The sequence below is a fragment of the Micrococcus sp. KRD070 genome (genome assembly GCF_017168435.1).
Taxonomy (GTDB): domain Bacteria; phylum Actinomycetota; class Actinomycetes; order Actinomycetales; family Micrococcaceae; genus Micrococcus; species Micrococcus luteus.
The window spans coordinates 1-26,581 of sequence record NZ_JABFNH010000007.1; the positions used below are offsets into that span (position 1 = coordinate 1).

27 protein-coding genes, 1 pseudogene and 1 riboswitch are annotated in these 26,581 nt (G+C 72.8%); of the genes and pseudogenes, 11 read left to right on the forward strand and 17 right to left on the reverse strand.

Annotation, left to right across the window (positions count from 1 at the left end; translation table 11 throughout):
• Positions 1 to 842, forward strand: an 842-nt coding sequence (locus tag J1M38_RS02110; protein ID WP_241246415.1) for a CPBP family intramembrane glutamic endopeptidase, incomplete at its 5' end; no start/stop codon positions are given.
• Between the two features lie 18 nt (positions 843 to 860).
• Here J1M38_RS02110 and J1M38_RS02115 read toward each other — a convergent pair.
• The gene (locus tag J1M38_RS02115; protein ID WP_101965801.1) at positions 861 to 1,496 is read right to left on the reverse strand and encodes a VOC family protein; all 636 of its coding nucleotides are present in this window, start codon (positions 1,494 to 1,496) and stop codon (positions 861 to 863) included.
• A 177-nt stretch (positions 1,497 to 1,673) separates the two neighbouring features.
• A riboswitch (SAM riboswitch) is annotated at positions 1,674 to 1,789 on the forward strand.
• A 130-nt stretch (positions 1,790 to 1,919) separates the two neighbouring features.
• Between J1M38_RS02115 and J1M38_RS02120 the strand changes: the two genes are divergently transcribed.
• Both J1M38_RS02120 and J1M38_RS02125 read left to right on the forward strand, forming a co-directional pair.
• Complete coding sequence (locus J1M38_RS02120; protein ID WP_101965802.1) at positions 1,920 to 3,287, forward strand: bifunctional o-acetylhomoserine/o-acetylserine sulfhydrylase; 1,368 nt, start codon at positions 1,920 to 1,922, stop codon at positions 3,285 to 3,287.
• Entirely contained in the window at positions 3,284 to 4,414 is a 1,131-nt protein-coding gene (locus tag J1M38_RS02125; RefSeq protein ID WP_101965803.1) for a homoserine O-acetyltransferase, read from the forward strand. Before J1M38_RS02120 ends, J1M38_RS02125 begins: the two co-directional genes overlap by 4 nt.
• A gap of 75 nt (positions 4,415 to 4,489) precedes the next feature.
• Here J1M38_RS02125 and J1M38_RS02130 read toward each other — a convergent pair whose 3' ends face one another.
• A complete protein-coding gene (locus J1M38_RS02130; RefSeq protein WP_041103533.1) occupies positions 4,490 to 5,383 on the reverse strand; it encodes an SGNH/GDSL hydrolase family protein in 894 nt (297 codons plus the stop codon).
• 80 nt (positions 5,384 to 5,463) lie between these two features.
• On the opposite strand from J1M38_RS02130, the gene J1M38_RS02135 reads away from it, so the two are divergent.
• Positions 5,464 to 6,156, forward strand: coding sequence for an alpha/beta hydrolase (locus tag J1M38_RS02135; protein WP_036340883.1), 693 nt, complete (start codon positions 5,464 to 5,466; stop codon positions 6,154 to 6,156).
• Between the two features lie 52 nt (positions 6,157 to 6,208).
• On the opposite strand, the gene J1M38_RS02140 is transcribed toward J1M38_RS02135, so the two are convergent.
• Positions 6,209 to 6,451 (reverse strand): RNA-binding S4 domain-containing protein, encoded by a 243-nt coding sequence (locus J1M38_RS02140; RefSeq protein ID WP_036317588.1) that lies wholly within the window; start codon positions 6,449 to 6,451, stop codon positions 6,209 to 6,211.
• A 141-nt stretch (positions 6,452 to 6,592) separates the two neighbouring features.
• Between J1M38_RS02140 and J1M38_RS02145 the strand changes: the two genes are divergently transcribed.
• Genes J1M38_RS02145 through J1M38_RS02155 form a run of 3 tightly spaced genes read left to right on the forward strand, consistent with a single transcriptional unit; the run spans position 6,593 to position 9,740 of the window.
• Positions 6,593 to 7,975 carry a glycine--tRNA ligase gene (locus J1M38_RS02145; protein ID WP_122054119.1) on the forward strand — a complete coding sequence of 461 codons (1,383 nt, stop codon included), beginning with the start codon at positions 6,593 to 6,595 and terminating at the stop codon, positions 7,973 to 7,975.
• A complete protein-coding gene (locus J1M38_RS02150) occupies positions 7,972 to 9,108 on the forward strand; it encodes a GNAT family N-acetyltransferase (RefSeq protein WP_122054121.1) in 1,137 nt (378 codons plus the stop codon). Before J1M38_RS02145 ends, J1M38_RS02150 begins: the two co-directional genes overlap by 4 nt.
• On the forward strand, positions 9,105 to 9,740 hold the full coding sequence (locus tag J1M38_RS02155; RefSeq protein ID WP_041103529.1) for a cation transporter: 636 nt from the start codon (positions 9,105 to 9,107) through the stop codon (positions 9,738 to 9,740). The genes J1M38_RS02150 and J1M38_RS02155 overlap by 4 nt, the downstream gene beginning before the upstream one ends.
• A 7-nt stretch (positions 9,741 to 9,747) precedes the next feature.
• Here the strand turns inward: J1M38_RS02155 and J1M38_RS11890 are convergent, their stop codons facing one another.
• The 4 genes from J1M38_RS11890 to J1M38_RS02170 form a co-directional block, all read right to left on the reverse strand.
• Positions 9,748 to 10,302, reverse strand: coding sequence for a hypothetical protein (locus tag J1M38_RS11890; RefSeq protein ID WP_241246416.1), 555 nt, complete (start codon positions 10,300 to 10,302; stop codon positions 9,748 to 9,750).
• Between the two features lie 289 nt (positions 10,303 to 10,591).
• Positions 10,592 to 11,059 (reverse strand): hypothetical protein, encoded by a 468-nt coding sequence (locus J1M38_RS11895; protein WP_223247516.1) that lies wholly within the window; start codon positions 11,057 to 11,059, stop codon positions 10,592 to 10,594.
• On the reverse strand, positions 11,056 to 11,832 hold the full coding sequence (locus tag J1M38_RS02165) for an LLM class flavin-dependent oxidoreductase (RefSeq protein ID WP_101967288.1): 777 nt from the start codon (positions 11,830 to 11,832) through the stop codon (positions 11,056 to 11,058). The genes J1M38_RS11895 and J1M38_RS02165 overlap by 4 nt, the downstream gene beginning before the upstream one ends.
• A 37-nt stretch (positions 11,833 to 11,869) precedes the next feature.
• Positions 11,870 to 12,259 carry a heavy metal-responsive transcriptional regulator gene (locus J1M38_RS02170; protein WP_010079214.1) on the reverse strand — a complete coding sequence of 130 codons (390 nt, stop codon included), beginning with the start codon at positions 12,257 to 12,259 and terminating at the stop codon, positions 11,870 to 11,872.
• Positions 12,260 to 12,366: 107 nt separating this feature from the next.
• Between J1M38_RS02170 and merA the strand changes: the two genes are divergently transcribed.
• The gene (gene merA, locus J1M38_RS02175) at positions 12,367 to 13,791 is read left to right on the forward strand and encodes a mercury(II) reductase (RefSeq protein WP_010079213.1); all 1,425 of its coding nucleotides are present in this window, start codon (positions 12,367 to 12,369) and stop codon (positions 13,789 to 13,791) included.
• 369 nt (positions 13,792 to 14,160) lie between these two features.
• On the opposite strand, the gene J1M38_RS02180 is transcribed toward merA, so the two are convergent.
• The 8 genes and pseudogenes from J1M38_RS02180 to J1M38_RS02210 form a co-directional block, all read right to left on the reverse strand.
• Positions 14,161 to 14,700: a hypothetical protein gene (locus J1M38_RS02180; protein WP_080555874.1), complete on the reverse strand. Its 540-nt coding sequence runs from the start codon at positions 14,698 to 14,700 to the stop codon at positions 14,161 to 14,163.
• Positions 14,651 to 15,937, reverse strand: coding sequence for a relaxase/mobilization nuclease domain-containing protein (locus J1M38_RS02185; RefSeq protein ID WP_024034594.1), 1,287 nt, complete (start codon positions 15,935 to 15,937; stop codon positions 14,651 to 14,653). Before J1M38_RS02185 ends, J1M38_RS02180 begins: the two co-directional genes overlap by 50 nt.
• The gene (locus tag J1M38_RS02190) at positions 15,934 to 16,524 is read right to left on the reverse strand and encodes a hypothetical protein (protein ID WP_010079211.1); all 591 of its coding nucleotides are present in this window, start codon (positions 16,522 to 16,524) and stop codon (positions 15,934 to 15,936) included. The genes J1M38_RS02185 and J1M38_RS02190 overlap by 4 nt, the downstream gene beginning before the upstream one ends.
• Positions 16,521 to 17,942, reverse strand: coding sequence for a Rep family protein (locus J1M38_RS02195; RefSeq protein ID WP_073117383.1), 1,422 nt, complete (start codon positions 17,940 to 17,942; stop codon positions 16,521 to 16,523). Before J1M38_RS02195 ends, J1M38_RS02190 begins: the two co-directional genes overlap by 4 nt.
• A 342-nt stretch (positions 17,943 to 18,284) precedes the next feature.
• Positions 18,285 to 18,532 (reverse strand): annotated as a pseudogene (locus tag J1M38_RS02200) (hypothetical protein).
• Positions 18,532 to 18,744, reverse strand: a complete 213-nt coding sequence (locus J1M38_RS12210; protein ID WP_080555871.1) for a hypothetical protein — start codon at positions 18,742 to 18,744, stop codon at positions 18,532 to 18,534. The pseudogene J1M38_RS02200 and the gene J1M38_RS12210 overlap by 1 nt, the downstream one beginning before the upstream one ends.
• Before the next feature lie 181 nt (positions 18,745 to 18,925).
• Complete coding sequence (locus J1M38_RS02205; protein WP_070708917.1) at positions 18,926 to 20,362, reverse strand: recombinase family protein; 1,437 nt, start codon at positions 20,360 to 20,362, stop codon at positions 18,926 to 18,928.
• A gap of 43 nt (positions 20,363 to 20,405) precedes the next feature.
• On the reverse strand, positions 20,406 to 20,660 hold the full coding sequence (locus J1M38_RS02210) for an LLM class flavin-dependent oxidoreductase (protein ID WP_100058355.1): 255 nt from the start codon (positions 20,658 to 20,660) through the stop codon (positions 20,406 to 20,408).
• A 139-nt stretch (positions 20,661 to 20,799) separates the two neighbouring features.
• Between J1M38_RS02210 and J1M38_RS02215 the strand changes: the two genes are divergently transcribed.
• From J1M38_RS02215 to J1M38_RS02225, 3 genes are all read left to right on the forward strand, one after another.
• Positions 20,800 to 21,216 carry an ankyrin repeat domain-containing protein gene (locus J1M38_RS02215; protein ID WP_010079207.1) on the forward strand — a complete coding sequence of 139 codons (417 nt, stop codon included), beginning with the start codon at positions 20,800 to 20,802 and terminating at the stop codon, positions 21,214 to 21,216.
• Positions 21,217 to 21,335: 119 nt separating this feature from the next.
• Complete coding sequence (dusB, locus tag J1M38_RS02220; protein ID WP_119217453.1) at positions 21,336 to 22,646, forward strand: tRNA dihydrouridine synthase DusB; 1,311 nt, start codon at positions 21,336 to 21,338, stop codon at positions 22,644 to 22,646.
• A 121-nt stretch (positions 22,647 to 22,767) separates the two neighbouring features.
• The gene (locus tag J1M38_RS02225; protein ID WP_336647234.1) at positions 22,768 to 24,045 is read left to right on the forward strand and encodes a deoxyguanosinetriphosphate triphosphohydrolase; all 1,278 of its coding nucleotides are present in this window, start codon (positions 22,768 to 22,770) and stop codon (positions 24,043 to 24,045) included.
• Here J1M38_RS02225 and J1M38_RS02230 read toward each other — a convergent pair.
• On the reverse strand, positions 23,972 to 24,874 hold the full coding sequence (locus tag J1M38_RS02230) for an NAD-dependent deacylase (protein ID WP_134416448.1): 903 nt from the start codon (positions 24,872 to 24,874) through the stop codon (positions 23,972 to 23,974). The two genes, J1M38_RS02225 and J1M38_RS02230, sit on opposite strands and share 74 nt — an antisense overlap.
• A gap of 113 nt (positions 24,875 to 24,987) precedes the next feature.
• On the reverse strand, positions 24,988 to 26,571 hold the full coding sequence (locus tag J1M38_RS02235; protein WP_206481678.1) for an anthranilate synthase component I family protein: 1,584 nt from the start codon (positions 26,569 to 26,571) through the stop codon (positions 24,988 to 24,990).
• Between the last annotated feature and the right edge of the window lie 10 nt (positions 26,572 to 26,581).

A 26,581-nucleotide genomic window follows, 5' to 3' on the forward strand; every position in this document is an offset into this window, starting at 1 on the left:
CCCCCGCGCTGCCCGCCCCCTCGGCGCGCACGGTGCGGTGGGAGATCGCGATCGTCCTCGGCCTCTCTCTGGGGAAGTCGGCGGTCTACGCGATCGTCCAGCTCATCGACAAGGCCACCCAGGCCCCGCTCGGCGAGCAGACCACCGTCCTCAACCCGGCCCTGGCCGACCGCTGGGTGTTCGACCTGACCTATCAGCTGCTCGGCATCGGGTTCGCGCTGGTGCCGGTGGCCCTCGTGCTGCACCTGATGCACCTGCGCGGCCGGAACCCGTTCCGGGTGCTCGGCCTCGACCTGCGCCGCCCCGGCCGCGACCTGGCCTGGGGCCTGGGCCTGTTCGCGGCCATCGGGCTGGGCACGCTCGGCGTCTACGCCGCCGGCCGGGCCCTGGGGATCACGACGGCGATCGTCGGCTCGGCGCTCGGGGAGAGCTGGTATCAGGTGCCGGTCCTGCTGCTCTCCGCGCTGCGGCACGGACTGCTGGAGGAGGTCATCGTGGGCGCCTGGCTCGTCGACCGGCTCGGGTATCTGCAGCGGCTGCGCGCCGCGGGCCTGGCGCGCGATCCGGCGCCGGCCGTGCCGTCGTCGTGGGTGAGCGCCGAGGGGCTGTACCTGCCGACCCGCGCGGCCGTGGTGGTGCTCGCCCTCGCGCTGCTGCGCGGGGCGTACCACCTGTACCAGGGGATCGGGCCGGGCGTGGGCAACGCCCTGTTGGGCGTGGTGTTCGCGCTCGTGTTCCTGCGGGTGCGCCGGGTGATGCCCCTGGTCATCGCGCACGCGCTGCTGGACGCCGTCGGGTTCGTCGGCTACCCGCTGCTGGCGCGGGCGGGGCTGCTCGGCTGAGCGGCCCCGCCCCCGCGCTCAGAGCGTGACCTCGCCCTTCGGGGTGCGGAAGGTGACCGAGACGATGCCCGGGGTGCCGGAGGGCGCGACGTACTCGATGTTCACGTCCTGGACCTGGCCGTCCTCGTCGTCGCCGAGCCACTCGGCGAGGCGCTCGGGGGAGCCGGCGATGTTCAGGCGCTCGATGGTGGCCTGCGGCTCGGCCGCCTGCGAGGGGTGCATGTCCTCCTGGCCGTCGGCCCAGCGCAGGATGAACGGCAGCTGCGGGTCCGCGAGGGTTCCCTTGATGCCGATCTGGCGCCAGGACAGCTCGCGGCCGTCCGGGAAGCGACGGTTGCCGGGGACGGCCTCGCGGCCGAGGCGGCGCTCGAACCGGCCGATGTCCGGGGTGGCCACCGCCCAGCTCATCCAGCCGCCGCCCTGCTCGGTGCGGGCGCGCACGAGCTGGCCGAACGGCGCGCTGAGGGAGGCCGGGTGGTCCAGGGCCTCGACGACCTCCAGATACTGCCTTTCCGTCATGGGGAAGAGCGCGTTCTGGGTGCCGAAACGTGGGTGGACACCGCCCTTGATCCGCTCGATGCCCAGCGTCTCGGCGATGCGGGCGACCGTGGCGTCCAGGCCCTCGGGGCCGGCGGCGTAGGACACGTGGTCCATGCGACAGGTGTGCACTGCGCTGTTCCTCTCCGTTCCCGGGCTGCCCCGGGGGTTGACCTGGTGCGAGTCCAGGGGCGTCGAGCCCTTGACGGGTCGGGCGCCCCGTGCGGAGAGCGTATCCACGTGTGACACGCGTGACGAAATCGTGGCGGGGCGGCGGGCTACACTCGGAGGCACGGTCACGAGAGTCAGCAACAGGCCCCGGCATGCTGACCGGCAACCCTCCTTCCGCGGTGGGGTGCCCCGGGTGACGACCAGGCCGGCCCCACAACGGACGCCGGCAAGCGCGGGCCGATCCCACGGCCCCTCTCGACGGCGCCGGGTCATCTCCGGCACCTCGACGACGCCGGTCCGCGGATCGGCACGTCGGCCGGCGGGCGGGGCGGCCGGGTCCGGCCCCTGAACCCTTCAGGAGGGTCCGCCATGACCGACCAGCCCACCCCGACCCCCGACGCCTGGGGCTTCTCCACCGCGCAGGTCCACGCGGGCGTCGCCGTCGGCCAGCACGCCTTCGGTGCGACCGCCCTGCCGATCTTCCAGACCACCTCGTACGACTTCCCGTCCGCCCAGGTGGCCGCGGACCGGTTCGCGCTCAAGGACCTCGACCCGCTCTACACCCGCATCGGCAACCCGACGCAGGGCCCGGTGGAGGAGAAGATCGCCGCGCTCGAGGGCGGTGTGGGCGCGCTGCTGCTGGCCTCCGGTCAGGCGGCGACGACGTTCGCGATCCTCAACCTCGCCGGCGCCGGCGACCACGTGGTCGCCTCGGCCAGCCTCTACGGCGGCACGCAGAACCTGTTCAAGCACACCCTCGCCAAGGTCGGCGTCGAGACGACGTTCGTGACCGACCCGGACGACCTCGAGTCCTGGCGCGCCGCCGTGAAGCCGAACACCAAGGCGTTCTTCGGCGAGACCCTCGGCAACCCGCGCGGGGACGTCCTGGACGTGCGCGCCGTCGCCGACGCCGCCCACGAGGCCGGCGTGCCGCTGATCGTGGACAACACGCTGGCCACCCCGTACCTGCTGCGACCGATCGAGCACGGCGCGGACGTCGTCACCCACTCCGCCACGAAGTACCTCGGCGGGCACGCCGCGGCCATCGCGGGCGTGATCGTCGACGCCGGCACGTTCGACTACGCGCAGCACGCCGAGCGGTTCCCCGGCTTCAACGAGCCGGACGAGTCCTACCACGGCCTCGTGTACGCGCGGGACCTCGGGGTGGGCTCGCCGCTCGGCGCCAACCTGGCCTTCATCCTCAAGGCGCGCGTGCAGCTGCTGCGCGACTACGGCTCGGCCATCTCCCCGTTCAACGCCTTCCTGGTGAACCTCGGCCTGGAGACCCTGTCCCTGCGCATGGAGCGGCAGGTGGCCAACGCGGCCGCGGTGGCGCGCTGGCTGGAGGGCCGCGACGACGTCGAGCACGTGGTCTACGCCGGCCTGGAGTCCAGCCCGTGGCACGAGCGGGCCCAGCGCTACCTGCCGAAGGGCGCGGGCGCGTTCGTCTCCTTCGAGATCGCGGGCGGCCGCGAGGCCGGGGCCGCGTTCGTGGACGGGCTCACCCTGCACCACCACGTGGCCAACATCGGTGACGTCCGCTCGCTCGTGGTGCACCCGGCCTCGACCACCCACTCCCAGCTCACCGACGACGAGCAGCGCGCCGCCGGCGTCACCCCCGGTCTGGTGCGGCTCTCACTCGGAGTGGAGGACGTCGAGGACATCCTCGCCGACCTCGAGCGCGGCTTCGCGGCCGCCGCCCGCCGCGGCGACGACGACGCGGGGGAGCGGGCATGACCGCCGTCGCCACGCGTCCGTCGCGCACCGCGCTGCCCCGCGGCGGCCGCCACCGCCTGCGGGTCGGCGAGCTGCGCACCGAGACCGGCGGGCTGCTGCCCGACGTCGAGCTGGCCTACGAGACCTGGGGCACCCTCGCCGCCGACGGCTCCAACGCCGTGCTCGTGCTGCACGCCCTCACCGGCGACGCGCACGTGGCCGCGCACGAGGAGGACCCGACGCCGGGCTGGTGGGACGCCCTCGTCGGCCCGGGCCGCGCCGTGGACACGGACCGGTGGTTCGTGGTCGCCCCCGCCATGATCGGCGGCTGCCACGGCTCCACCGGGCCCTCGACGCCCGCCCCCGACGGGCGGCCCTGGGGCTCCCGGTTCCCGTTCCTCACGCTGCGGGACGCGGTCGAGGCCGAGCGGCGCCTGGCCGACCACCTCGGGATCGGCGCCTGGCGCGCCGTGATCGGCGGATCGATGGGCGGGGCCCGCGCCCTCGAGTGGGCCGCGACCCACCCCGCGCGCGTCGCCGGGGTGGGTGTGCTGGCCGCCACCGCGGCCTCCTCCGCCGACCAGATCGCGTGGGGGCAGGCCCAGACCGCGGCCATCCGCCTCGACCCGGACTTCCAGGGCGGCGACTACTACCCCGGCCCCGGCCCCGTGGCCGGCCTGGGCATCGCCCGGCGCATCGCCCACACCACCTACCGCACGGCGGGAGAGCTCGGCCAGCGGTTCGGCCGGGAACCGCAGGGCGTCGAGGACCCGTTCGGCGCCGTCGTCGGGGTGCCGGGCGGGCGCGGGCGCTACGCCGTGGAGTCCTACCTGGACCACCAGGCGGCCAAGCTCACCGACCGGTTCGACGCGAACTCCTACCTCGTGGTCACCGAGGCCCTCATGGGCCACGACGTCGGGCGCGGGCGCGGCGGCGTGGCGGCGGCGCTCGCGGACTACCGGGGCCGGGCGTTCGTGGCCGCCGTCGACTCGGACCGGCTCTACCTGCCGGCCGAGTCCGAGGCGCTCGCGGCGGCGCTGCCCGCGCGGCCGCCGGTGCACACGATCGCCTCGCCCATCGGCCACGACGGCTTCCTCACCGAATACGGCCAGGTGGCCGACACGCTCAAGCGCACCCTCGCCCTCTGAACTTTCGTTCGGGAAACGGCGGCGTGTCGCGGCACTGTCGTTCGGGAAACGGCCACCGGTCCCCGCCGGCCGGGCTCAGGGCTCGACGATGTCCAGCGGCTCGGTGTGGTCCGAGCCCTGCGGCATCGGCGCGCCGAAGAGCGGCTCGGGGACGGGGCGCTTGGCCGTGACGCCGTCGCCGGAGGAGACGCCGCGGAGGCGGCGGACCACCCACGGCGCCAGATGCGTGCGCACCCATGCGGCGTCCGACGCGCGGGCCGCGCGCCACGTGCGCGGCGCCGGCGGGGAGAGGCGCAGGTGCTCGAGGCCGTGCTCCACGCCGAGGGTGTCCAGCACCATCGCGGCGATCGTGTGGTGGCCGAGCGCAGAGAAGTGCAGGCGGTCCTCGGCCCACATCTCCCGCCGGGCGAGGTCCTTGAGCGACCACATGTCCGGCACCAGCGCGTCGTGCCGCAGCGCGATGGTGCGCACGTTCTCGTTGTAGATCGCCACGGTGCCGCGGATGCGGCCGATGACGGGCGTGCCCTTCACGTCGGTCGCGTTGAACAGCAGCACGGTGGCGCCGTCGGAGGCCAGACGCTCGACGACGGCGTCCAACCGGACCGCGATCTCGTCCGGGTCCGCGCCGCGCAGGATGTCGTTGCCGCCCGCGCAGACGCTGATGAGGTCCGGCCGCAGGGCGAGCGCCGGCTCCACCTGGTCCTCGGCGATCTGGTCCAGCAGCTTCCCGCGGACCGCCAGGTTGGCGTAGGCCAGGTCCTCGCCGGGCGGCGTCAGGCGGGAGAGCTCCTCGGCCAGGCGGTCGGCCCAGCCGCGGTGGTAGCCGGGACGGTCCGGGTCCGGGTCGCCGATGCCCTCGGAGAACGAGTCCCCGATGGCGACGTAGCGGCGCCACGGATGGGCGGCGGGGTCGTCGACCGGGGTCGCGTCGGAGGCGTGCGGAGGCTGGGAGGAGGATGGGTTACCCACGGGTAGGATTCTGCCCACGTCGCGCGGGAGGGGTCAACCTCCGGGAGGGGCCGACCGTGCCGCTCGCTAGGCTGGCGGACGTGAACGCGAACCCCACCCCCGCCGTCGAGCCCGTCGTCCGCTGGTCCCGCCCCGAGGGCGAGCGCACCGAGGACCTGCTGATCGTCCTGCACGGCTACGGCGCGAACGAGGACGACCTGTTCGGCCTCGTCCCGCACCTGCCCGAGCACGTCACGGTGGCCGCCGTCCGCGCGCCCCTGCCCCTGCAGCCGGGCTCCCACGCCTGGTTCCCGCTCTCCCAGGACCCCGTCACGGGCGAGCTGGGCTCCACCGCCGAGCCGGTCCGCGAGGCCGTCGAGGCCCTGCACGCCTGGGTGCAGGCGGTGCGCGGGGACTTCCGCACCGTCTCCCTGCTCGGCTTCTCGCAGGGCATGGCGATGGCCACGTCGCTGCTGCGCCTGGACCCGGAGGCCTACGCGTGCACCGTGGCGCTGTCCGGCTTCGTGGTGGACCCGGAGCTCACCGAGCCGCGGCTGCGCGAGCTGTTCACCCGCGACGACGACGTCGCCCGCGTCCGACCGAAGGTCTTCTGGGGCCGCGGCCAGGAGGACCCGATCATCTCCGAGCCCCGGGTCGAGGAGACCCATGCCTGGCTGAACGCCCACGTGGACCTCATGAAGATCGTCTACGCCGGGCTCGGCCACGCGATCAACGAGCAGGAGCTGGGCCACGTGAAGGAGTACCTCGCCCACATGGTGCCGCCCCGCGGCTGACGCGCCGGACCTGCTCGACGACGGCGCCGCGGCCGCCCGCCGCGGCGTCGGCTCAGGCCTGCCCGGCCTGGACGACGAACGCCTCTCCGGCGAACTCGACGACGTCCCCGTCGTGCAGCTGGGCGCCGCGGCGCGTCTCCACCGCGCCGTTGACGGTGACGAGTCCGTCGGTGACGACGTCGCGGGCCATGGCCCCGTCCTCCACGAGGGAGGCGAGCTTGAGCGCCTGGCCGAGGCGGATGGACTCGTCACGGATGGGCAGGGGCTGGGCGTCGGGTGCGTTCGTCTCGGTCATGGTGTCCATCATGGCCGGTAGGCTGGACGGGATCGACCGGCGCGCCGCGCCGGAACGGGCCCGCCGCCTCGAAGGCGGCCGGGCGCCGTCGTCGTCGTGATCCCCTCCCGCCCCGCCGATGAGTACGGAAGTGATGCCCCCATGGCTGCCAAGTCCCCGCTGGACAACGTCATCAACCTCGCCAAGCGCCGAGGCTTCGTGTTCCAGGCCGGTGAGATCTACGGCGGTTCGCGCTCCGCGTGGGACTACGGGCCCCTGGGTGTGGAGCTGAAGGAGAACATCAAGGCGGAATGGTGGAAGACCTTCGTGCGCTCCCGCGAGGACATGGTGGGCCTGGACTCCTCCATCATCCTGCCGCGCGCGGTGTGGGAGGCCTCCGGCCACGTCGAGACCTTCACCGACCCGCTCGTGGAGTGCACCCAGTGCCACAGGCGCCACCGCCAGGACCACCTGCTCGAGGCGTTCGAGGCCAAGAAGGGCCGGCCGGCCGAGGGCATGGCCGAGATCGTGTGCCCGGACTGCGGCACCCAGGGTGCCTGGACCGAGCCGCAGCTGTTCTCGGGCCTGGTCAAGACCTACCTCGGCCCCGTGGACAACGAGGAGGGCCTGCACTACATGCGCCCGGAGACGGCGCAGGGCATCTTCGTGAACTTCCTCAACGTGCTGGGCGCGGCCCGGAAGAAGCCGCCGTTCGGCATCGGCCAGATCGGCAAGGCGTTCCGCAACGAGATCACCCCGGGCAACTTCATCTTCCGCACCCGCGAGTTCGAGCAGATGGAGATCGAGTACTTCGTGCCGCCGGCCGAGGCGAAACAGCACTTCGACCGCTGGGTCGAGGACTGCTGGGACTGGTTCATCGACCTCGGCATCGACCCCGCGCACCTGCGGAAGTTCGACGTCCCCGCGGAGGACCGTGCGCACTATTCGGACGGCACCATCGACCTCGAGTACGACTTCGGCTTCACCGGCGGCGACGGCTGGGGCGAGCTGATGGGCATCGCGAACCGCACCGACTACGACCTGGGCCAGCACACGACGCACTCCGGCACGAAGATGCAGTACTTCGACCAGGCCAACAACGAGCACTACACCCCGTACGTGATCGAGCCGTCCTTCGGCCTGACCCGCGCCATGATGGCGTTCCTCGTGGACGCCTACGCCGAGGACGAGGCCCCGAACGCCAAGGGCGGCGTGGACGTGCGCACCGTGCTCAAGCTGGACCCGCGCCTGGCCCCGGTCAAGGCCGCCGTGCTCCCGCTGTCGAAGAAGCCCGAGCTGCAGCCGGCCACCCAGTCCCTCGCGGCGGAGCTGCGCGGCCTGTGGAACATCGAGACGGACGACTCCGGCGCGATCGGCCGTCGCTACCGCCGCCAGGACGAGATCGGCACCCCGTTCTGCATCACCGTCGACTTCGACACCCTCGAGGACCAGGCCGTGACCATCCGCGAGCGGGACACCATGGCCCAGGAGCGCGTGGCGCTGTCCCAGGTGAAGTCCTACCTGCTGGAGCGCCTGGTCAAGTGAGCGGGGACGTGACGGGAGCGGCCGGGGCCGCGGGACACGACGACGGCGGCGCGCTGTTCGACTCCGCCGCGGTCGCCGGCGGGGAGATCGTGCTGCGTCCCTGGCGGCCCGGGGACGACCTGGCCCTGCTCGAGGTGTGGGGTGACCCGGCCAACGCGCAGCAGCACCAGGACCGGGCGATGCTCGCCGAGGACGCGGAACGGCCCTGGCGCCGCGCGCTCGTGGCCGAGGCCGCCGGCGTGCCGGTGGCGGCCGGCGTCGTCTATGCCTCGTCCGTGCACCCGCGGCGGCTGTGGCTGTACGTCGAGACCGCGGCCGCCGAGCGGCGCCGGGGCATCGGCCGGGCGCTCGTGGCGGCCCTGCGGGGGCTCGCCGCGGAGGCGCACGCCGCCGGCGCCATCCCGACGACCGCGCTGAAGGCCCGATTCGCCAAGGACGCCCTGGTGCCCGGCGTGAGCGGTGCCGACCCGCAGACCGACGCCGAGGGCCCGGCCGGCCAGCCGCCCGTGGACACGGAGGCCGTGCGGTCCCAGACCGCCGCACTGGCCGCCGGCACCGAGGCGTTCCTCGTGGCCGAGGGCTTCACCCCCGTGCAGCGCTCCCGCCGCGTCGCGATCGCCCCGGGGGCCATCGGCCTGCCGGACGTGCGCGGGGAGGAGCACCCGGACGGCGTGGTCCTCGAGGAGGCCTCGACCGGCTCCGTCGAGCTGACGCAGGCGGTCACCGCGTTCTATGACGCCGTGCACGCCTGGGACCCGTCGACCCTGAGCGTCGGGGCCGCCCAGCAGCTGCTGCTGGGCCCGGCCACCGGGGCCGCGGGCGCCGTCGTGCTCCGCGACGCGCCGAAGGCCGAGGGCGGGCGCATCCGCGCGTTCGCGGTGTCCTACACCCCGGAGCGCCAGGACGCGCCGGCCGATGTGCTCGTGGGCTGGGATCCGGAGCTGGGGGAGGAGGACGCGCTGCAGGCCGTGGCCGACCTGCTCGCCCTGCTCGTGGCCCAGTACCCCGTGCAGATCGAGGTGGACGAGGCGATGGCCCCGCTGGAGCGGATCGTGGACGGGCTCATCGGCGGCAACGCGGCGCGGACGCTGGTGGACACGTACGTGTTCGTGGACGACGCGCCGGGCGCGTGAACCGGGCGGCCGTAGCGGACCGCCGGCGCACCCGCACCCTGCGGGGCACCGTCCTGGCGGTGGCCCTGCTCAACGGCGCCTACCTGGTGGTCGAGATCATCCTGGCGGTGGGGATCGGCTCGGTGGCCCTCGTGGCGGACTCCGTCGACTTCTTCGAGGACTTCGCCGTCAACCTGCTGATCTTCGTGGCGCTCGGGTGGACGGCGGCCCGGCAGGCGGTCATCGGCAAGGTCATGGCCGGGATCATCGTGCTGCCGGCCGTGGCGGCGCTCGTCATGGCGGCCACGAAGATCGGCGACCCCGAGCCGCCGGCCGCGGGCGTGCTGCTGGGGGCGGCCGTCGGCTCGCTCCTCGTGAACATCGTGTGCGTGGTCCTGCTGGCCCGCGTCCGCGTCGACGGCGGCTCCCTCACCCGGGCGGCCTGGCTCGCGGCGCGCAACGACCTCGTGGCCGGCGTCGTGCTGATCGCCCTGTCCGGGATCACGGTGCTGACGGCGTCGGGCTGGGCGGACATCATCGTGGGCGTGCTTCTCGTGCTGCTCAACGGCTCCGCCGCCAAGGAGATCTGGGAGGCCGCGACCGAGGAGCACCTGGCGGCCCAGGCCCTCGCCGGCGAGGTCGACGACGACTGAGCGGTTCCTACGGGGCGGCGGGCAGCCGGGCGGCGAGCACCGCCCCGACGGCGGCCAGGCCCAGGAACACCGTCAGCGCCGGTGCAAGACCGACGGCGCCGGCCAGCGCCCCGACCGCCGGGCTGAGCCCGACCCCGGCCAGCCGCATGCACCAGCTCGTCACCGCCAGCCCGGTCTGCGGCCGGAGCCCGGGCGCCTCGTCGCCGAGCGCATAGGCCACGGGCACCACCACGGCGCAGCCGAGCCCCGCCAGGGCCAGCCCCGCGAACGCGGCAGGCACGGCCACCGGCTCGGGCAGCGGCGCCAGGGCCAGCCCCAGCCCCACGACGACGGCGCCCAGCCCCGCCGTCAGCGCCCCGCGGCGTCCCAGGGCGGCGAGGGTGCGGTCGCCCGCGAGGCGTCCGACGAACTGCGCGCCCAGCAGCGTCGACGCGCCGAGCACCGCCGCGGCCGGATCCAGGCCGCGCTCCGTGATCAGGAACAGGGTGGCCCACGCGTTGCCGAACTCCTCCACGCCGAACCCGGCCATCGCGATCACCACGGCGGGGACGAGCACGGCCACGGCGGCGCGGCGGGGGAGGGCTTGGGCGGGCAGGCGGCGTGGACGTCTCCGACGGTGCGGGTGACTGATCCGCGGCGCCGCGGGCGGACGCCGAGTCCACGGGAGCCTCCGCCAGGAACAGGCGCCGGACCCCCAGCAGCACCGCGACGCACACGGCGCCGTTGAGCCCCAGGTGCAGGGCCGCGGGGCCGCCCACGGTGATGACCGCCGCACCGAGCCCGGCACCGGCGGCCGCTCCGAGGCTCCAGCCGGCGTGCATGGTCGTGAGCACGGGCCGGGCCAGCCGGGTCTACACCTGCAGGCCCTGCGCGTTCTGGGCGGTGTCCACGACGGCGTCGAGCACGCCCGAGGCCACGACGAGGCCCGCGAAGACCCACAGCGGCCAGGCCGCGGCCGTGCCCGCACCGTGCCCGGCCCCCGCGCCCGCCCCGGCGATGTCGAGGACGAGACCGGCCGCCGTCGTGAGCAGGGCGATGGCCACGCTGCCGGCGAGCATGACGCGGCGGGCGCCGAACCGGCGCAGGATCGGGGCGGGCAGGGGCCCGGCGAGCGTGCCGCCCACGGCGAGCGCGATGACGAGCAGGCCGAACGCGGCCGGGTCCAGGCCGAACGCGGCCTTGGCCTCCGGGTAGTGCGGGATGAGCGCGCCGAGCAGGGCGCCGTTCGTCGCGAAGGCGGCGGTGACGGCCCAGCGCGCGCGACGGGCTCGGGCGACGCCGTCGTCGGCGGTCGGGAGGTGCGGCGGGGCCTCGCTCATGCATCCCAGCCGAGCAGGCGCCAGACCTCCGCCCAGCCGGCGAAGATCTTCGCGTTGTACTCGACCCCGAGCTGGTTGGGGTTGGCGAACAGGACCCAGTCGGCGGCGGCGACGGCGTCGTCGGCGGCGAGCTTCTCCGCGACCTCCTCGGCGGACCCGGCATAGGTCGGGCCGGAGCGGGCGGCGCCGCCCTCGAGCATGCCGGAGGAGTCGCGCGAAGCCCGCTCCCGGCCGAAGTACAGCTCGTCCTCCCGGTCCTGGATGACGAACGCGGAGCGCGTGACCGCCGTGCGGCCCGGGCCCGTGTGGCCGGCCGCGGCGAAGGCCTCCCGGTAGCGGGCGATCTGGTCGGCCTGCTGCACGTGGAAGGGTCGGCCGTCGTCCTGCAGGAGCAGGGTGGAGGAGAGCATGTTGTAGCCATCCCGCCCCGCCTCGACCGCCGACGGCGTGGACCCCGACCCCCACCAGATGCGGTCCGCGAGCCCGGGGGAGTGCGGCCCGATCCGCAGCGGCTGCGAGCTGTGCGCCCAGCCGGAGGTGAGGTCCGGCGTTGCGATGCCCTCGCCGCGCACGGCCGAGAGGAACCGGCGTCCGCGCTCTCGGGTCACGTCGGCCCAGGTCTGCCCCTCGTCGAGGGCGTAGCCGAACTGCGCCTGGCCGTCGAGGGCGGCCTCGGGTGAGCCGCGGGAGACGCCGAGCTCGAGCCGGCCGCCGGAGATGAGGTCCGTGGTGGCCGCGGCCTCGGCCATGTACAGGGGGTTCTCATAGCGCATGTCGGGCTTGTGGCGTTGGTGCGACCGGCTCTGCCGTTTACAGGTACCGGCAGACCTGGTCCGCGCTGCACGAGTCGGGGTCGGGCTGCGCGGCGTCGCGTCTGAGCTCGGTGATGGTGTCGCGCAGCGCGGCGAGCTGGGCGATCTGCTGCTCGATCTCGGCGAGGCGTGCGTCGAGGAGGTCGCGCACGTGCTCGCAGGGAGCAGCGCCGTCGTCGCGGATGTCGAGGATCTGGCGGATCTGGGCGAGGGTGAGGCCCGCGGCCTGGCCGCGGTGGACGAAGTCGATCCGGGCGGCCGTCTCGGGCGCGTAGTCGCGGTATCCGGACGGCGTGCGCTCGGCCGGCGGCAGCAGGCCCTGCTCCTCGTAGAACCGCAGCGTCTTCGCCGTCGTTCCCGCCCGCTCGGCGAGTTCCCCGATGCGCATCGCAGGCCCCCTCTTCTTTCGGCAGAAGTCCTCTTGACCTTCCCCTGCACTGGAAGGTCCAGTATGGCTGAGACAGACCGGAAGACCAAGTGTTGACAGGAGCTGCGATGCCCACGAAGTACGACCTCGCCATCATCGGATCGGGCGGTGGTGCGTTCGCCGCCGCGATCCGCGCGACCACGCTCGGCAAGTCGGTGGTGATGATCGAGCGCGGGACGCTGGGCGGCACCTGCGTGAACACCGGCTGCGTGCCGTCGAAGGCCCTGATCGCCGCGGCCGACGCACGGCACTCCGCGGCCGACGCCGCCGACCGGTTCCCGGGGATCGCGACGACGGCGGGGCCGGTGGACATGCCCGCCCTGATCGCCGGGAAGCAGGCGCTGGTCGAGTCGCTGCGGGGCGAGAAGTACGCCGACGTCGCCGACTCCTACGGGTGGGCCGTCCGCCGCGGCGACGCCGCGTTCGCCGGCACCCCCGACGCTCCGGTCCTCCAGGTCGCCGGGGACGACGGCAGCACCGAGACGATCGAGGCCGGGCACTTCCTGGTGGCGACCGGCTCTCGGCCGTGGGCCCCGCCGATCGACGGCCTGGACGAGACCGGGTACCTGACCTCGACCACGGCGATGGAGCTGACCGAACTCCCTGAGTCCCTGCTCGTGCTCGGCGGCGGCTACGTCGCCCTGGAGCAGGCGCAGCTGTTCGCCCGGCTCGGCTCCCAGGTCACCGTGCTGGTCCGGTCCCGGCTCGCGTCGAAGGAGGAGCCGGAGGTGTCCAGGACGCTGGAGGAGGTGTTCGCCGACGAGGGCATCCGGGTGGTCCGCCGCGCGCTGCCGACGCGGGTGTCCCGCGACGCCGCGACCGGGCAGGCCGTCGTCACCGCGGACGTCGCCGGGGGGCGGGAGGAGTTCCGCGCCGACCAGGTGCTCGTCGCCCTCGGACGACGACCGGTCACCGACGGGCTCGGCCTCGACAGGGTCGGGGTCGAGACCGGGGACCTCGGCGAGGTGGTCGTCTCCGACCGGATGCAGTCCTCCCACCCGCGGATCTGGGCCGCGGGCGACGTGACCGGCCACCCCGAGTTCGTCTACGTCGCCGCCCACCACGGCACCCTCGTCGCCGAGAACGCGTTCGCCGACGCCGACCGGGCCGTGGACTACGCCCGACTGCCGAGGGTGACGTTCACCGGCCCGGCGATCGGCGCGGTCGGGATGACCGAGAAGGACGTCGTCGCCGCCGGGATCCGCTGCGACTGCCGCGTCCTGCCGCTGCACCACGTGCCCCGCGCACTGGTCAACCGCGACACCCGCGGCTTCGTCAAGATCGTCGTGGACGCCGACACCGGGAAGATTCTCGGCATCACCGCCGTCGCCAAGGACGCCGGCGAGCTCGCCGCCGCCGGGGTCCACGTGCTCGGCAAGACGGTCGCCGAGGTCGCCGACGCCTGGGCCCCCTACCTGACCATGGCCGAGGGCATCCGGATCGCCGCCAAGGCCTTCACCACCGATCCGTCGCTCCTGTCGTGCTGCGCGTGAACGCGCACGCAGACAATCGGGGGGAACGCTCAGCTGGGAGAGGAACAGACGATGAGCGGCGATAAGGACCACGACTCGCATCGCGCGGGCGTGCTTGTCGGTGCTGGGACGGGCTTGCTCCTGTTGGCATGCTGCGCGCTTCCGCTGCTGATCTGCTGCGGCCTGCCTCTCCTCGCCGCGGGCGGAGCCCTCGCAGGTATCGGAGGTTTCCTCGGCAACCCTTGGCTCATCGGTGCCGGGATCGCAGTCGGGGTGGCCGTCACAGCGGCGATCGTCCTCCGGCGACTGCGGCGGCACCGACGTCGCTCGACCGGCTGCTGCGGCAATCGTTCGACTACTGACCGGGGTCAGTAGTTCGAGTGGCTCCAGTCATCGTCGCCAGTTCGGCCACGTCGGCATCCCGCGACCCTTCCAGGTCTCCACGAGGCCAGCAACCCAGCGGACGGACGCGAAGACCCCGTAGCCGGCCGCCGCGAGGCCCGCGGCGATCACGAGCCAGCGCCCGATCCCGAGCCACACGCTACCGTCCACGTCCAGCGCCCACTGAGCGCCTGTGATGAGCCCAGCGATGCCCATCCAGAGCCCGGCGACGACCACCACCACCGGCAGGAGTGCGAGGCACATCGCGGCGGCGGCCGACCAGAGCTGACGGGCCTCCAGCTTCGCCGTGGCAGCGATGATCCGCTCGGCGCGCTCGTTCGATGCGTCGAGGTTTGCCGCGATCGTGGCAGACGCCTCCCCGGCGACCTGTTCGACGGCCTTCACGACTCGCTCCTCGGTGCGCTTTTCGATCCGCTGCACCGCGCCGCCGACCTGGCTGACGAGCTTCTGGTTCGCCGCGGCCTGCGCCTTGAGCCCCTCAATCGCCGATGCCGTAGCCGCGTGATTCCTCTGCGCCTCCGCGACCAAGCTCTGCGACGCGGCGTTCAAGCTCTCGCCGTTGAGACTCTGCGCGAACTCGCCGAGCGTGCTCGCGATCTCGTTCAGCCTGCTCTCGATACTCGCGATCCTCGCGGACGCGTCGCTGGAGGGCGAGGAGGTCGACGCCGAGGCCGTGATCCGCTCCAGCCGCCTCGTCGTCTCCTCGTCCATGACCTTCACGAACCCTGCGAGCTTCTTCTGCTGCTCGGCCAGCCGGTCGAGCCTCGCGTTCTGCGCCTCGACGGCGGCGAGGATCGAGGTCAACGCCTCCATCGTCTCCGGACTGTCGAGCTGCTGCTGCGATCCGCTCTGCGCGTTCTGCTGCTTCAGCCTGTCGAGCGCTGCGCTCATGTTCCTGCTCCTCCTGCTGCTGGTGATAGTCGAAGAACGCCTGCGCGCCCTCCGGGGTGAAGTCCGCCGAGAGTGCGCTCGCGCGCTTGCGGCGCTCGGCGCGTCCGGACTCGCCGCGGCGGTCCTCGATGTAGAGCGTCCAGGTCTCCTGCCCGGCGCGCTTGCCCTTCTTGCTGACGGGGCTGTGCAACCGCATCCGCGGCACCCGCTCCCCGTCATCGCCGAGCTGCTGGTTCTGCTCCTCGATCACCGCTTCGAGACCGGCCTTGTCCACCGCACGGGGATCAGCCAGGGCGGCGCTCATCCGGTCGCCCATCTCGCGGTCGAGCCCGCCCTCGGCGAAGTCCTCGCGGCGCAGCTCCCAGTCCTTCGGCGCGTGCTCCAGACGCTTCACGACCGAGAGACCGTGCTCGCGCATGAGCTCGTCGTTCGCTGACTGAACGCCCCGCTGGTTCCCGGCCTTGCGGTCGTGGAACGTGCGATAGTCCGAGAGCGCCTTCCCCGTCCGATTGCTGTGGTTGATGACCAAGATGTGGTTGTGCGGCTTCTTCCCGCGTCCGTCCACATGGCTCACCACGAGGCAGTCCGCGTTGGGGTGCATCTTCTTCGCGAGCTGGTAACCCAGATCGTTCACCCGCTGCACGTCCTCAGGATTCTTTGGGTCGAACTCGTCGTCGCTGAACGACTGCCTGTAGTGCAGCGCCTCGACGTCACGCTTCGTGTTCTGGGTGAGCGCGCGGGCGCGCGCCGAGAACGCGCCGGGGCCTCCCGGCACGTCGCCCGTGATCGCGACGCCGCGCTCGTCCTCCTTGCCCCGGATGTAGCGCTCGGTGTCGGCGGCGTTGGCGCTCGGACTGTAATGCGTCGTGCTCATGAGGCCGCCCGATCCCCGAGCAGCGCGCGGACCTCGTGCAGCAGCTCGATCAGCTCGGGCACCTCCGCCGACAGCGCCACCGGCTCACCCGCGCGAGCACGGCGGTCCAGGTCGTTGACGTTGATCGCGAGCGGGCGCACCTGGGCGGCCAGCTCCCGAGCATCAGCAGACGCCTGCACGCGCTCCTCGACCCCGAGCAGCTGCGCGGCCACGGCGGCATCCAGCTCCTCGCTCCGAGAGGCGTGCAGGGCATCGCGCACGACGGTCCGCACCCACGTGCTCGGAGCCAGCCCGAGCCGCTTCGCACGAGTGCGAAGCGCCGCGAGCGTGGCGTCATCGAAGCGGGTGTCGAGCCTCCCGCCGCCCCCACGACGACGCTTCGCGCCGCCGTGACTCTGGCGCACAGCCTCCGCATCAGCCCGACCGGTGTTCACCTGGGAGTCGGTCTGCTGCTCCACCTGTACGCCAGAGTGGCAAGCAGTAGCCGTGTCGGACGTTTCGCTGGCGCTCATGTCCTCCCCGGCTGCTTGCGAGGGGCCTCCGGCCCCCTCGACCCCCTGGAAGAGCGCATCGCGTTCGGTGCTCATGCGGCACCTCCGATCAGCGCCAGCGGCACGTCAGGGCTCCGCACCGCGAGCCCACCCAGCAGCTCAGCAACCGCGCCCTCCGCATCATGTTCGGCCGAGGTCTCCGGGCCGTAGGTCAGTTCCCGCGACCCGACGTTCTGGTGGTACGCGTTGCCGTACATACCGGGCGTGTGCGCGGCGGTCGGAACGCTGCACTGGTGCCACTCGTAGGGCTCGATCTTCCCGATGTGCTGCACGAGGTAACGATTGATGTCGTCGGCACGATAGACCTTCACGACCGAGGCCAGCCGGCGGATGAACTGGTCCAGCGCCTCGTCCACGTTGCCCTTCTGGCGGGCGTAGTAGAAGAACTCGACGGGCTCGATCGTCGCCGTGATGACGATGAGGCGCGGGGCGACCTCGCCCTTGTTCTTGTAGCGGGCCTTCGCAGGCGAGGCGTTGTACGGATCGAGCAGCAGCAGCCAGTCGTTCGCATCCATCGCCGAGGCCCGCAGATCGTCCAGCAGCAGCACTTCCTCGCCCCGCCAGTCATCAAGCGGGTTCCCCGTCGCGGCCCGGTAGACCTGCCACCGCTCGCCGTGCGCGTTCGCCGCGTTGATCGCCTCGGTAATGAAGTCCGTGGCGAACCGGGTCTTGCCGATCCCGGCATCCCCATGGACGAACACCACGTGCGTCGAGAACTCACCGGCGCGCAGCTTCGCCGCCGCCCGGTATGCGCGACGCTGGCCGTAGGCCGACAGCGCGTCGTCGATCTCCCGCTGATGCCGCGAGTAGATATCGAACAGCTCGTCCGTGAGCATGATCTGATCCCGCGTGATCTCACCTTGGAGAACGCGCTCCCGCATGTCCTCGAAGTTCTCGGCGACGATCTTCTTCTTCACGTGGGCGCGGCCCTTCAGCCACGTCTCCCGGCGCTGGGCGTCGATCCCGAGGTAGTCAGGCCCACGCACCGTGGCGACCTCCGAAGGCGCGTACTGGTGCTTGTCCGCGTACTTCACGTGCGTCAGATACGACAGCATGTTGTCGAAGGCGTACCGCCCGCGGCCAGGCTTCTCGACGTACTGGGGCTCGACGCCGATGCCGAACGCGAGCCGATCCAGCGGCGCACTCTTCGCACGGCTGGCGAACTTGATCACGGCGTGCAGGTGCTCGGGCTTCGGTTCGACCACCAGGGCCTTCTCCGTGTCACTCCAGACCTCGCGCTCGTCCTTGTCGTGCACGATGCCGTAGGCCTCGACGACCTGGCAGCCGGTGGCCTCGAGCCGCTGCACCACGTAGGCGAGGATCGCCTCGGCACCCTGCTGGAGCAGCGCGGCCCCGTTCGGGTCCTCGGCAGCCCAGGCCCAGTACGACGGATCGAGGTACTGCGTGAGCCCGATGCTCGTCGGGTTGTTCTCCTGCTTAGCCACGGCGACCACCCCCGCCGCGGGCGGCGCGGAGGGCCTCAGAGGGAGTGCGGCGCCTAAATGACCCCCTATTGACCCCCAAATGAGACCCCATATGATCCCGCGGGACCACGCGACGGAGCGAGGGCGGAACAGGCCGCTGACCAGGCATGTTGTTGCAAGGCGCGGCAATCGACAAGCCCTTGCCGCGCCCGTAGGAACGAATGGGGGTCTCGTAACTCTTGGAGTGCGAAGCACGGCTACGGGCAGCCATCACGACGACGGGCAGCCCGCCTTCGGCGGGTGCCAGGCCAGGCCCTCCGGGCGGGGTCAGGTTGGTGGGAGCGGTGCTGAGGTTGCGTGCGTCGGCGTACATCAGCGACCACCGCCCCGGCCGTAGCGCTTGATGACAGCCTGATGCGTGACGCCGAGGGCGTCGCCGATCCTGGCCCAGGTCACCCCATCGGCTCGGGCGTCGGCGACGGCGATCTCGACGGCCTTTCCAGCACAGAGCGGAGCACGCCGAGGTCGTAGAGCTGGGCCTCGGCGTCGGCGAGGGACGGGTCGCCCTGACGCCAGCGGAAGCCGGTCAAGTGATCGAAGGCGGCGGAGTTCGCGCTCATCAGCGACCACCGCCCATCACAGAGGCAACGGCGGCGCGCTGGCGCGGGGTCAGCGGAGTGAGTGCCAGGCGCTCACCGGCTCGGCGGCCAGCGGCGCGGGCGGCGGCGATGACGGGATCGTGGCCGTCTGCCTGCGGAGAAGGAGCGGAGCCCTGATCGAGGCCAGGGCGGACGAGCGCGGATGCGCGGGGAACGTCGATAACGACAGACATCGGAAGTCCTCAGACATGAGTATCTTCCGGTTCCCCGCCACGGTAATTGGGCTGTTTGACCGGCTACTCATCCGGGAGCAGAACCCCGCGCTTCTAAGTCGCGGCCCCGGTGGGATCTTCTTGTCTGCAACCATTCTTCCATGACTCGACTCACCAGTGCAATGACGAGTCGAGTCATGAGTCAGTCGCGTCTCGGCTCGATCCGCACGAGATCGGGGTCGAACTTCACGTGACCCGGCATGATGGGCTCGATGGTCACCGTCACCAGCTCGTCCACGAGCATCCGGCGACGGTCCATGTCCAACGCCTTCCACTTCGACTCGACAACCTCGCGGCGCTCCGCGGTGCCGACCGGCTCATCGACCTCCGCCAGCAGCTTCGCCGCCACCGACACCGAGCGGTCGAGCAGCTCCGCGTCGATCTCGTCGATGCGAGCCTTCACGTCGTTGATCGCCGCCGTGATCTCCAGGACCGGCTGATGGATGTCGCGCAGCAGCGGGCTCAGCTCCTTCACCCGCTCGACCAGGGCGTTCCGTTCGGTCAGCAGTTCCTCGCGATCCGGCCCGGCGGCTTCCTGCGGCATCACGAGGTCGTGCACGTCCACGGACGACAGGCGCGTGAGCACCGCCTCGGTGACCATCGCATCGACGGGCTCGCGCTGGCGGGTGAGATGGAACTGCTCGCCACAACGGTACGTCGGCTGCTTGCGGCTGTTCGTCCCCGAGACGAGCGTCGCGCCGCACTTCCCACAGAGGCCGATCGTGGACAGGAGGTACTTCGGCTGATTGCCCTGCCTCGCCGACCTCCGCACGTTGTCCTCCAGCTTCGCCACCGCGGCCCGCCACGTCTGCTCGCCGACGATGGGCGGGAACGCCTCGCCCTGCACCGGGTACAGCTCGCCGGTCTTGTAGTGGCGGATGAAGCCAGCGTAGAGCGAGTTCGCCAGCAGATACCGCACAGCATCGACGGAGAACTCCGACCCGCGGGCGGTGAGGTGGCCAGCGCTGTTCAAGTCCTCCCGGATGCGACGGATCGACAGCGACGGCTCACCGAGGAACGCATCGAAGGCCCGCCGAACTGCGGCGGCCTCCTCCTCGATCAGCTCGCCCTCCCTCGTCCAACCGAACGCCTTCCAGGTGGACGCCGGGATGCCTTCGGCGCGGCGGCGCTCGTTCGACCTGATCTGCCGCTCCGCCTTGCGTCGAGCCTCGAACCGGGCGAGAGCGGCGAGCATCGTCGCTCGGAACTCTCCGTCGGCCGTCGAGAGGTCGATCTCGCCGTCCACTGTGACGACGCGCAGGCCGAGGTCGATCAGCGTGTTGAGGTCCTTCGTGCTCCGCAGCAGTCGGTCCATGTCCACGGCGACGACCATCGAGAATCGACCTGCTCGGGCGTCGTCCAACATCTCGGCCCAGCGGGTGCCAGCTCGACGCTTCTTCGTCGCCGACACCGCGTTGTCCTCGTAGACCTCGACCACGTTCCAGTCCTTGGCCTCGGCCAATGCCCTGATCTTCCTCAGTTGTGTATCGACCGTCCAGCGGTCGCCTTTGCGGTCCATGGAGGCGCGGACGTAGGCCGCCACCTCGTTCGTCTTCCTCAGCGCTACCAGTTCGACCATGCAACCAAGCTTACGTGGACGAGTGTTGCAACCCCGACATGCGCTACCGCAGGTCGATCACGCCGGTGCCGAGGCTGATCCGCTCGGTGCGGGCGGCCATCGCGGCGAGGATCGGGAACGGCGAGGAGAACATCCGCTGGAAGTGGTGGACGCGCAGCCAGGCGCCGTCGAGCCCGGCGTCCTCGGCGGCCACGGCCATGGCGACGACGTCGTCGAGGGCCTGCCGCGCGTCCGGTTCGGCGCCGGGCCGGTGGATCCAGTGGCCGAAGTTGAGGAAGCCGAGGTGCTTGCGGGTCATGCCGGGTGCAACCGCGGGGCGGGCGGGGCTGTTCACGGTGCTCGTCTGACCGCCGGCCGGCGACATCACCTGCGGGCAGACCCGCGGAGATGTCGCTGCGGAGCGGTCGATCGCCGCGGCGTCCGCCATACTGGCGGGCATGAGCGAGCAGTGGAGCGAGAAGGACATCGAGCTGGCGAACCGGCTCTTCGACATGGCGCGGGACGGGGACACGGCCCAGCTGAAGGCATACCTGGACGCCGGGGTGAGCACGCGCCTGCGCAACCACACGGGCGACTCGTTCCTCACCCTCGCCGCCTACCACGAGCACCCGGACACCGTGGCGATGCTCATCGAGGCCGGCGCCGAGATCGAGCACGCCAACGATCGCGGCCAGCGCGCCCTGACCTGCGCCACGTTCAAACGGGATGTCGCCTCGATGCGGCATCTGCTCGCGGCCGGGGCGGACCCGGACGCGGGCACCCCCTCGGCGCGTCAGACCGCTCAGATGTTCGCCGGTGCTGACCTGCTGGCGGTGCTCGACGGCGGGGACGCGGCGCCGGCGTCGGAGGCCTGACCCGCCGGGAGGATGGTCTGCCCGTCCCGGCGGGGTGCCTCGGTGATCGCCTCCCAGCGGGCCTCGTCGTGGGGCACGGTGACGCGGGTGCCGGGCGGAATGGAAGAATGGGATCCGACATGACTTCTTCCCACACCCTCCCCGCCGCGGCGATGACCGACGCCGACGACGTTGCCGACCCTCACGCCGCGCACTACGCCAAGTCCGCCGGCGCGGGTCGACGCATCACCGACGACGACCAGCTCCACGAGGGCCGCCACCCCGCCCCGACGACGGACCGCCTGACCCTGCCCCCGCTGCGGCTGGGACCGCTGACCATCGACGTCCCCGTGGTGCTCGCCCCGATGGCCGGCATCACGAACACCGCGTTCCGGCGCCTGTGCCGGGAGTACGGCGGCGGCCTCTACGTGAACGAAATGGTCACCGCCCGGGCTCTCGTGGAGCGCAAGCCCGAGTCGATGCGGATCATCCAGCACGACCCGGACGAGGTGCCCCGCTCCGTCCAGCTCTACTCGGTGGATCCGGTCACCACCGGCGCCGCGGTGCGGATGCTGGTCGAGGAGGACCGCTGCGACCACATCGACATGAACTTCGGCTGCCCCGTGCCCAAGGTGACCCGCCGCGGCGGCGGCTCCGCCCTGCCGTGGAAGTCGGAGCTGTTCGCCTCGATCGTCAAGGCGGCCGTGACCGAGGCGGCCAAGAAGGACATCCCGGTGACCGTGAAGATGCGCCGCGGCATCGACGAGGACCACCTGACCTTCCTCGACGCCGGCCGCACGGCCCGCGACCTCGGCGTCGCCGCCGTCGCCCTCCACGGCCGCACCACCCGCCAGTTCTACTCGGGCACCGCCGTGTGGGACGACATCGCCCGGCTGCGCGAGGCCCTGCCGGACATCCCCGTGCTCGGCAACGGCGACATCTGGTCCGCGGAGGACGCCATCGCGATGGTCGAGCAGACCGGCGTGGACGGTGTCGTGATCGGCCGCGGCTGCCAGGGAAGGCCCTGGCTGTTCGGGGACCTGCAGGCCGCCTTCGAGGGCCGCCAGGACCGGTTCCAGCCGACCCTGGGCATGGTCGCGGACACGCTGTACCGCCACGCCGAGCTGCTCGTGGACACCTTCGGCGGCGACGAGACGAAGGCGCTGCGGGACATCCGCAAGCACGTGGCCTGGTACTTCAAGGGCTACCCCGTGGGCTCGGAGATCCGCACCGCGCTGTCCACCGTCCCGGACCTGGCCACGATGCGCGAGATCCTCACCCGCGTGGACCGCGACCAGCCCTACCCGGGCGAGGCCGCCGAGGGCCCCCGCGGCCGGGCCGGCGCCCCCAAGCGCCCGCACCTGCCGGACGGCTGGCTGGACTCCCGCGAGCTCAACGCCGAGCAGCAGGCCATGATCCAGGCCGCCGAGCTGGACGTCTCCGGTGGCTGAGCCCACGACGCCGGTGCCCGCCGCCGGAACGCCCGCCGCGCCGTCGTCGCACTGGACCGGCGCCGCCCACCAGCCGGTGCTGTTCGGCCCGGAAGGCCGGCCCCCGTATGCCGGCCGCGCCGTGCAGACCCCCGGCTACACGCCGTGGGACCGGGAGCGGTGGCTGCCCGAGCCGCCCAAGTCCTCCTACCGTTCGGACTTCGAGCGGGACCGTGCCCGCGTGCTGCACTCCGCGGGCCTGCGCCGGCTGGGGGCCAAGACCCAGGTGGTCGCCCCGGACGCGGACGACTTCGCCCGCACCCGCCTGACCCACTCGCTCGAGGTGGCGCAGGTGGGGCGTGAGCTCGGCCGGTCGCTGGGCTGCGACCCCGACCTCGTGGACACCGCCTGCCTGTCCCACGACCTCGGCCACCCGCCCTTCGGGCACAACGGGGAGAAGGCGCTCGACGCGCTCAGCGAGGACGTCGGCGGCTTCGAGGGCAACGCCCAGACCCTGCGCTTGCTGGCCCGCCTCGAGCAGAAGAAGCTCTTCGCGGACGGCTCCTCCGCGGGCCTGAACCTCACGCGGGCCGCCCTCGACGCCGCATGCAAGTACCCATGGACCCGTGAGGACGCCCCGCTGCGCCCGGACGGCACGCGGTCGCGCAAGTTCGGCGTCTACGAGGACGACCTGCCCGTGTTCCGCTGGTTCCGCGCCGGGGTGCCCGGCACGCGCACGTCCATGGAGGCCCAGGTCATGGACCTCGCGGACGACATCTCCTACTCCGTGCACGACGTCGAGGACGGCGTGGTCAACGCCGTGTTCCAGCTCAAGTGGCTGGCCATCCCGGAGCACCGGGAGCGCGTCGTGGAGACCACCCGCCAGTGGTACCTGCCGCACACGGACCCGGCCGAGGTCGACGCGGCCCTGGCCCGCCTCGAGGCCACCGACGTGTGGGTCTCCGAGATGGACGGCTCCCGGCGGGCGCTCGCGGCGATGAAGGACATGACGAGCCAGCTGATCGGCCGGTTCTGCAGCGCCGCCTTCGACGCCACGCGCCAGGTGTTCGGCAACGAGCCGCTGACCCGCCACGGGGCCGACGTCGTGGTGCCCGAGGAGACGGAGACCGAGATCGCCGTGATGAAGGGCATCGCGGCGGCCTACGTGATGACCGCGGAGCAGCGCCAGCCGCTCTACGCGCGGCAGCGCGAGGTGCTCGCGGAGCTCGTGGCGCTGCTGGAGGCCACGGGGGACCGGTACCTCGAGCCGATGTTCACGTTCGACTGGGCGCAGGCCCCCGACGACGCCGCCCGGCGGCGCGTGGTGATCGACCAGATCGCCTCGCTCACCGATTCGACCGCCGTCGAGTGGCATCACACCCTGGTGCAGGGCGCGGAGTTCCGTCGCGTCTGGCTCTGACCGGCGGGTCCAGCAGCGCGGGAAGCACCGCGCCGGCGGGACCCCGCAGGACGTGCGTGACCGCGCCGCTCAGCTCGGTCTCCACCGGGTTGATCTCCACGACGGCGGCCCCGGCCCCCAGCGCCACGAACGGCAGGGACGCCGCCGGCTGGACGATGCCCGAGGTGCCGACCACCAGGCACAGGTCGCAGTCCTCGAGCGCGGCGAAGGCGCGGTCCCAGGGCTCGGCCGGCAGCATCTCCCCGAACCACACGATCCCCGGGCGGATCAGCCCGTCCCCGCACACGGTGCAGGCCGGCGGTGCCTCGCGGAGCATCGCCTCGAGGTCGGCCTCGGAGCCGGCCGTCGCCTCGTCCGCGGGCGCGCCCGGATCGACGTCGGCGGGGGCCCCGCAGTCGGCGCAGCGGTGCTCGAACAGGGACCCGTGCAGGTGCGCGAGGACCCGGGCGCCGGCGCGCTCGTGCAGGTCGTCCACGTTCTGGGTGACCACCTCCAGGCCGGGCGTGCGGCGCTGCCAGACGGCGACGGCGTCGTGCCCCGGATTCGGTTGGCGGGCCCGCACCATCCGGGCACGCCACCGGTACCAGGACCACACGAGCGCGGGATCCGCGAGGAATGCCTCCTCCGTGGCGAGCTCCTCCGCGGAGAACCGCTCCCACAGGCCGGTCTGGGCGTCGCGGAACGTGGGGATGCCGGACTCGGCGCTCATCCCCGCCCCGGAGAGCACCACGGGACGCTCGGCGGCGGCCACGAGCGCGCGGACGGCGTCCAGCACGTCAGGGTCGAGGTCGGGGGCGGAGGCGGCGAGGACGGGGTGCGGATCGGCCATGTCCCCAGCCTAGGCAGGCGGCACGGGTGGTCGCCCCCCTTCGTTTGGGGGCGGTTTGCGGCGTTATTCCGTCGGAATACCGCCGAATATCGCCCCCGAACCCGTGAGTGGGGTCAGGTGAGGTCGGGCGACGTCGTCGGCAGGCCCGTGCCGGCGGCGCGGGCGAGGGCCCGGCGCAGGCCGCGGGCCTTGAGGAGGACCTCGTCGTGCTCGGCGGCCGGGTCCGAGTCCGCGACGATCGCCCCGCCGGCCCCCACGGACCAGCGGCCCCCGGCGAGCACGGCCGTGCGGATCACGACGGACAACGACGTCGTCCCGTCCGCGCTCAACATCCCCAGCGCCCCGGAGTAGACCCCGCGCGGGGAGGCCTCCCACGCGGCCAGCAGCTCGACGCTGCGTCGCTTCGGCGCGCCCGTCATCGACCCGCCCGGGAACAGCGACCGCACCACTTCCACGGGTTCGACGCCGGCCCGTGCCGTGCCCGTGACCGTGGAGACGAGCTGGTGGACGCTCGCGTAGCTCTCCACCGCCATGAGGGAGGGGACTTCGACAGAGCCGGGCTCGCACACCCGCGAGAGGTCGTTGCGCAGCAGGTCCACGATCATGAGGTTCTCGGCCCGGGTCTTGGGGTCGTCGGCGAGCGCGCGGGCGGCCGCGGCGTCCGCGGCCGGGTCCGGCAGGCGGGCGGCCGTGCCCTTGATCGGCTTGGTGCTGTACCGGCCCTCGCGCCCGGCGAGGAACCGCTCCGGTGAGGCAGAGACCACGGCCCACCGGCGGGCGCCCGTGCCGTGCTCCAGCAGCGCCGCGTACGGGGCCGGCTGGTGCGCGGCGAGCTCGTGGAACAGGACCAGCGGGTTCACGCGCAGCCCGGGATCGGCGTCGAAGCGGGTGGTCAGGCACAGCTCGTAGGAGTCGCCGGCATGCAGCGCGGCGCGGCAACGGGCGATCTGCTCGGCGTACGCCGCCCGGTCCTCGCGCCACGTGCCCGGCGCCTCCTCGTCGGCCCGGGGTTCCGGGCCGGCGTCCTCCGGGGGCGGCACGACGGCGTCGCCCGCCGCCGTCTCGAGATCGCGGCGGGCCGCGGCGAGGGCGCGGCGCACGTCCGCCGCCCAGCGGTCGGCCCCGGCCTCGGCGGCGGTCGGATCGAGGGAGACGACGCAGCAGTGCAGCACCCCGGCCGCGTGGTCGGCCACGGCGTAGCGGGAGGGGCGCACCCAGAACTGCGCGGGCAGGGCTGCGGGGTCCTCGGGTCGGCGTGAGGGCGGGGACACCCCCAGATCCGCCATGCCAAGTTCGTAGCCGAGCCAGCCGACCAGGCCGCCGCGCAGGGGCAGGCCCTCGCCGCCGACCACCGGCCGGGGCGCGGCCGCGGCCGCGAGGTCGGCCCACGCGCGGTCCGGATCGGCGGGGTCGTCGTGCCGGACCAGGCGCGGGCCGGGGGAGGGCGTGCGGCCCTGTTCCTCGCCGAGCACGTCCAGGCCGTCTCCGGCCACGGACCAGCGGGCCTCGGCCGGGTCCGGCAGGGCCGAGTCCAGCCAGAACGACGCGGCCCCGCGCACCACCGCGTGCGCGTACACCGCGGCCACCGCGGTCGCCGCGGTGTGTCCCGCCCGCGCGAGCGCCGCGACGTCGAGCACCCGGACGGCGACGTGCAGGGGAGTGGAAGCGTCCTGGGGCGGGGCGGGCGCGGTGGGCATGGCCCCCAGC

What these genes read in the sequence shown, in the direction of transcription:
- J1M38_RS02115 (WP_101965801.1), bottom strand. Translation starts at nt 1,496, where the DNA reads ATGGACCACGTGTCCTACGCCGCCGGCCCCGAGGGCCTGGACGCCACG.
- J1M38_RS02120 (WP_101965802.1), top strand. Translation starts at nt 1,920, where the DNA reads ATGACCGACCAGCCCACCCCGACCCCCGACGCCTGGGGCTTCTCCACC.
- J1M38_RS02125 (WP_101965803.1), top strand. Translation starts at nt 3,284, where the DNA reads ATGACCGCCGTCGCCACGCGTCCGTCGCGCACCGCGCTGCCCCGCGGC.
- J1M38_RS02140 (WP_036317588.1), bottom strand. Translation starts at nt 6,451, where the DNA reads ATGACCGAGACGAACGCACCCGACGCCCAGCCCCTGCCCATCCGTGAC.
- J1M38_RS02145 (WP_122054119.1), top strand. Translation starts at nt 6,593, where the DNA reads ATGGCTGCCAAGTCCCCGCTGGACAACGTCATCAACCTCGCCAAGCGC.
- J1M38_RS11895 (WP_223247516.1), bottom strand. Translation starts at nt 11,059, where the DNA reads ATGAGCGAGGCCCCGCCGCACCTCCCGACCGCCGACGACGGCGTCGCC.
- J1M38_RS02165 (WP_101967288.1), bottom strand. Translation starts at nt 11,832, where the DNA reads ATGCGCTATGAGAACCCCCTGTACATGGCCGAGGCCGCGGCCACCACG.
- J1M38_RS02170 (WP_010079214.1), bottom strand. Translation starts at nt 12,259, where the DNA reads ATGCGCATCGGGGAACTCGCCGAGCGGGCGGGAACGACGGCGAAGACG.
- merA (WP_010079213.1), top strand. Translation starts at nt 12,367, where the DNA reads ATGCCCACGAAGTACGACCTCGCCATCATCGGATCGGGCGGTGGTGCG.
- J1M38_RS02185 (WP_024034594.1), bottom strand. Translation starts at nt 15,937, where the DNA reads ATGAGCACGACGCATTACAGTCCGAGCGCCAACGCCGCCGACACCGAG.
- J1M38_RS02190 (WP_010079211.1), bottom strand. Translation starts at nt 16,524, where the DNA reads ATGAGCACCGAACGCGATGCGCTCTTCCAGGGGGTCGAGGGGGCCGGA.
- J1M38_RS12210 (WP_080555871.1), bottom strand. Translation starts at nt 18,744, where the DNA reads ATGTCTGTCGTTATCGACGTTCCCCGCGCATCCGCGCTCGTCCGCCCT.
- J1M38_RS02205 (WP_070708917.1), bottom strand. Translation starts at nt 20,362, where the DNA reads ATGGTCGAACTGGTAGCGCTGAGGAAGACGAACGAGGTGGCGGCCTAC.
- J1M38_RS02210 (WP_100058355.1), bottom strand. Translation starts at nt 20,660, where the DNA reads ATGACCCGCAAGCACCTCGGCTTCCTCAACTTCGGCCACTGGATCCAC.
- J1M38_RS02215 (WP_010079207.1), top strand. Translation starts at nt 20,800, where the DNA reads ATGAGCGAGCAGTGGAGCGAGAAGGACATCGAGCTGGCGAACCGGCTC.
- dusB (WP_119217453.1), top strand. Translation starts at nt 21,336, where the DNA reads ATGACTTCTTCCCACACCCTCCCCGCCGCGGCGATGACCGACGCCGAC.
- J1M38_RS02230 (WP_134416448.1), bottom strand. Translation starts at nt 24,874, where the DNA reads ATGGCCGATCCGCACCCCGTCCTCGCCGCCTCCGCCCCCGACCTCGAC.
- J1M38_RS02235 (WP_206481678.1), bottom strand. Translation starts at nt 26,571, where the DNA reads ATGCCCACCGCGCCCGCCCCGCCCCAGGACGCTTCCACTCCCCTGCAC.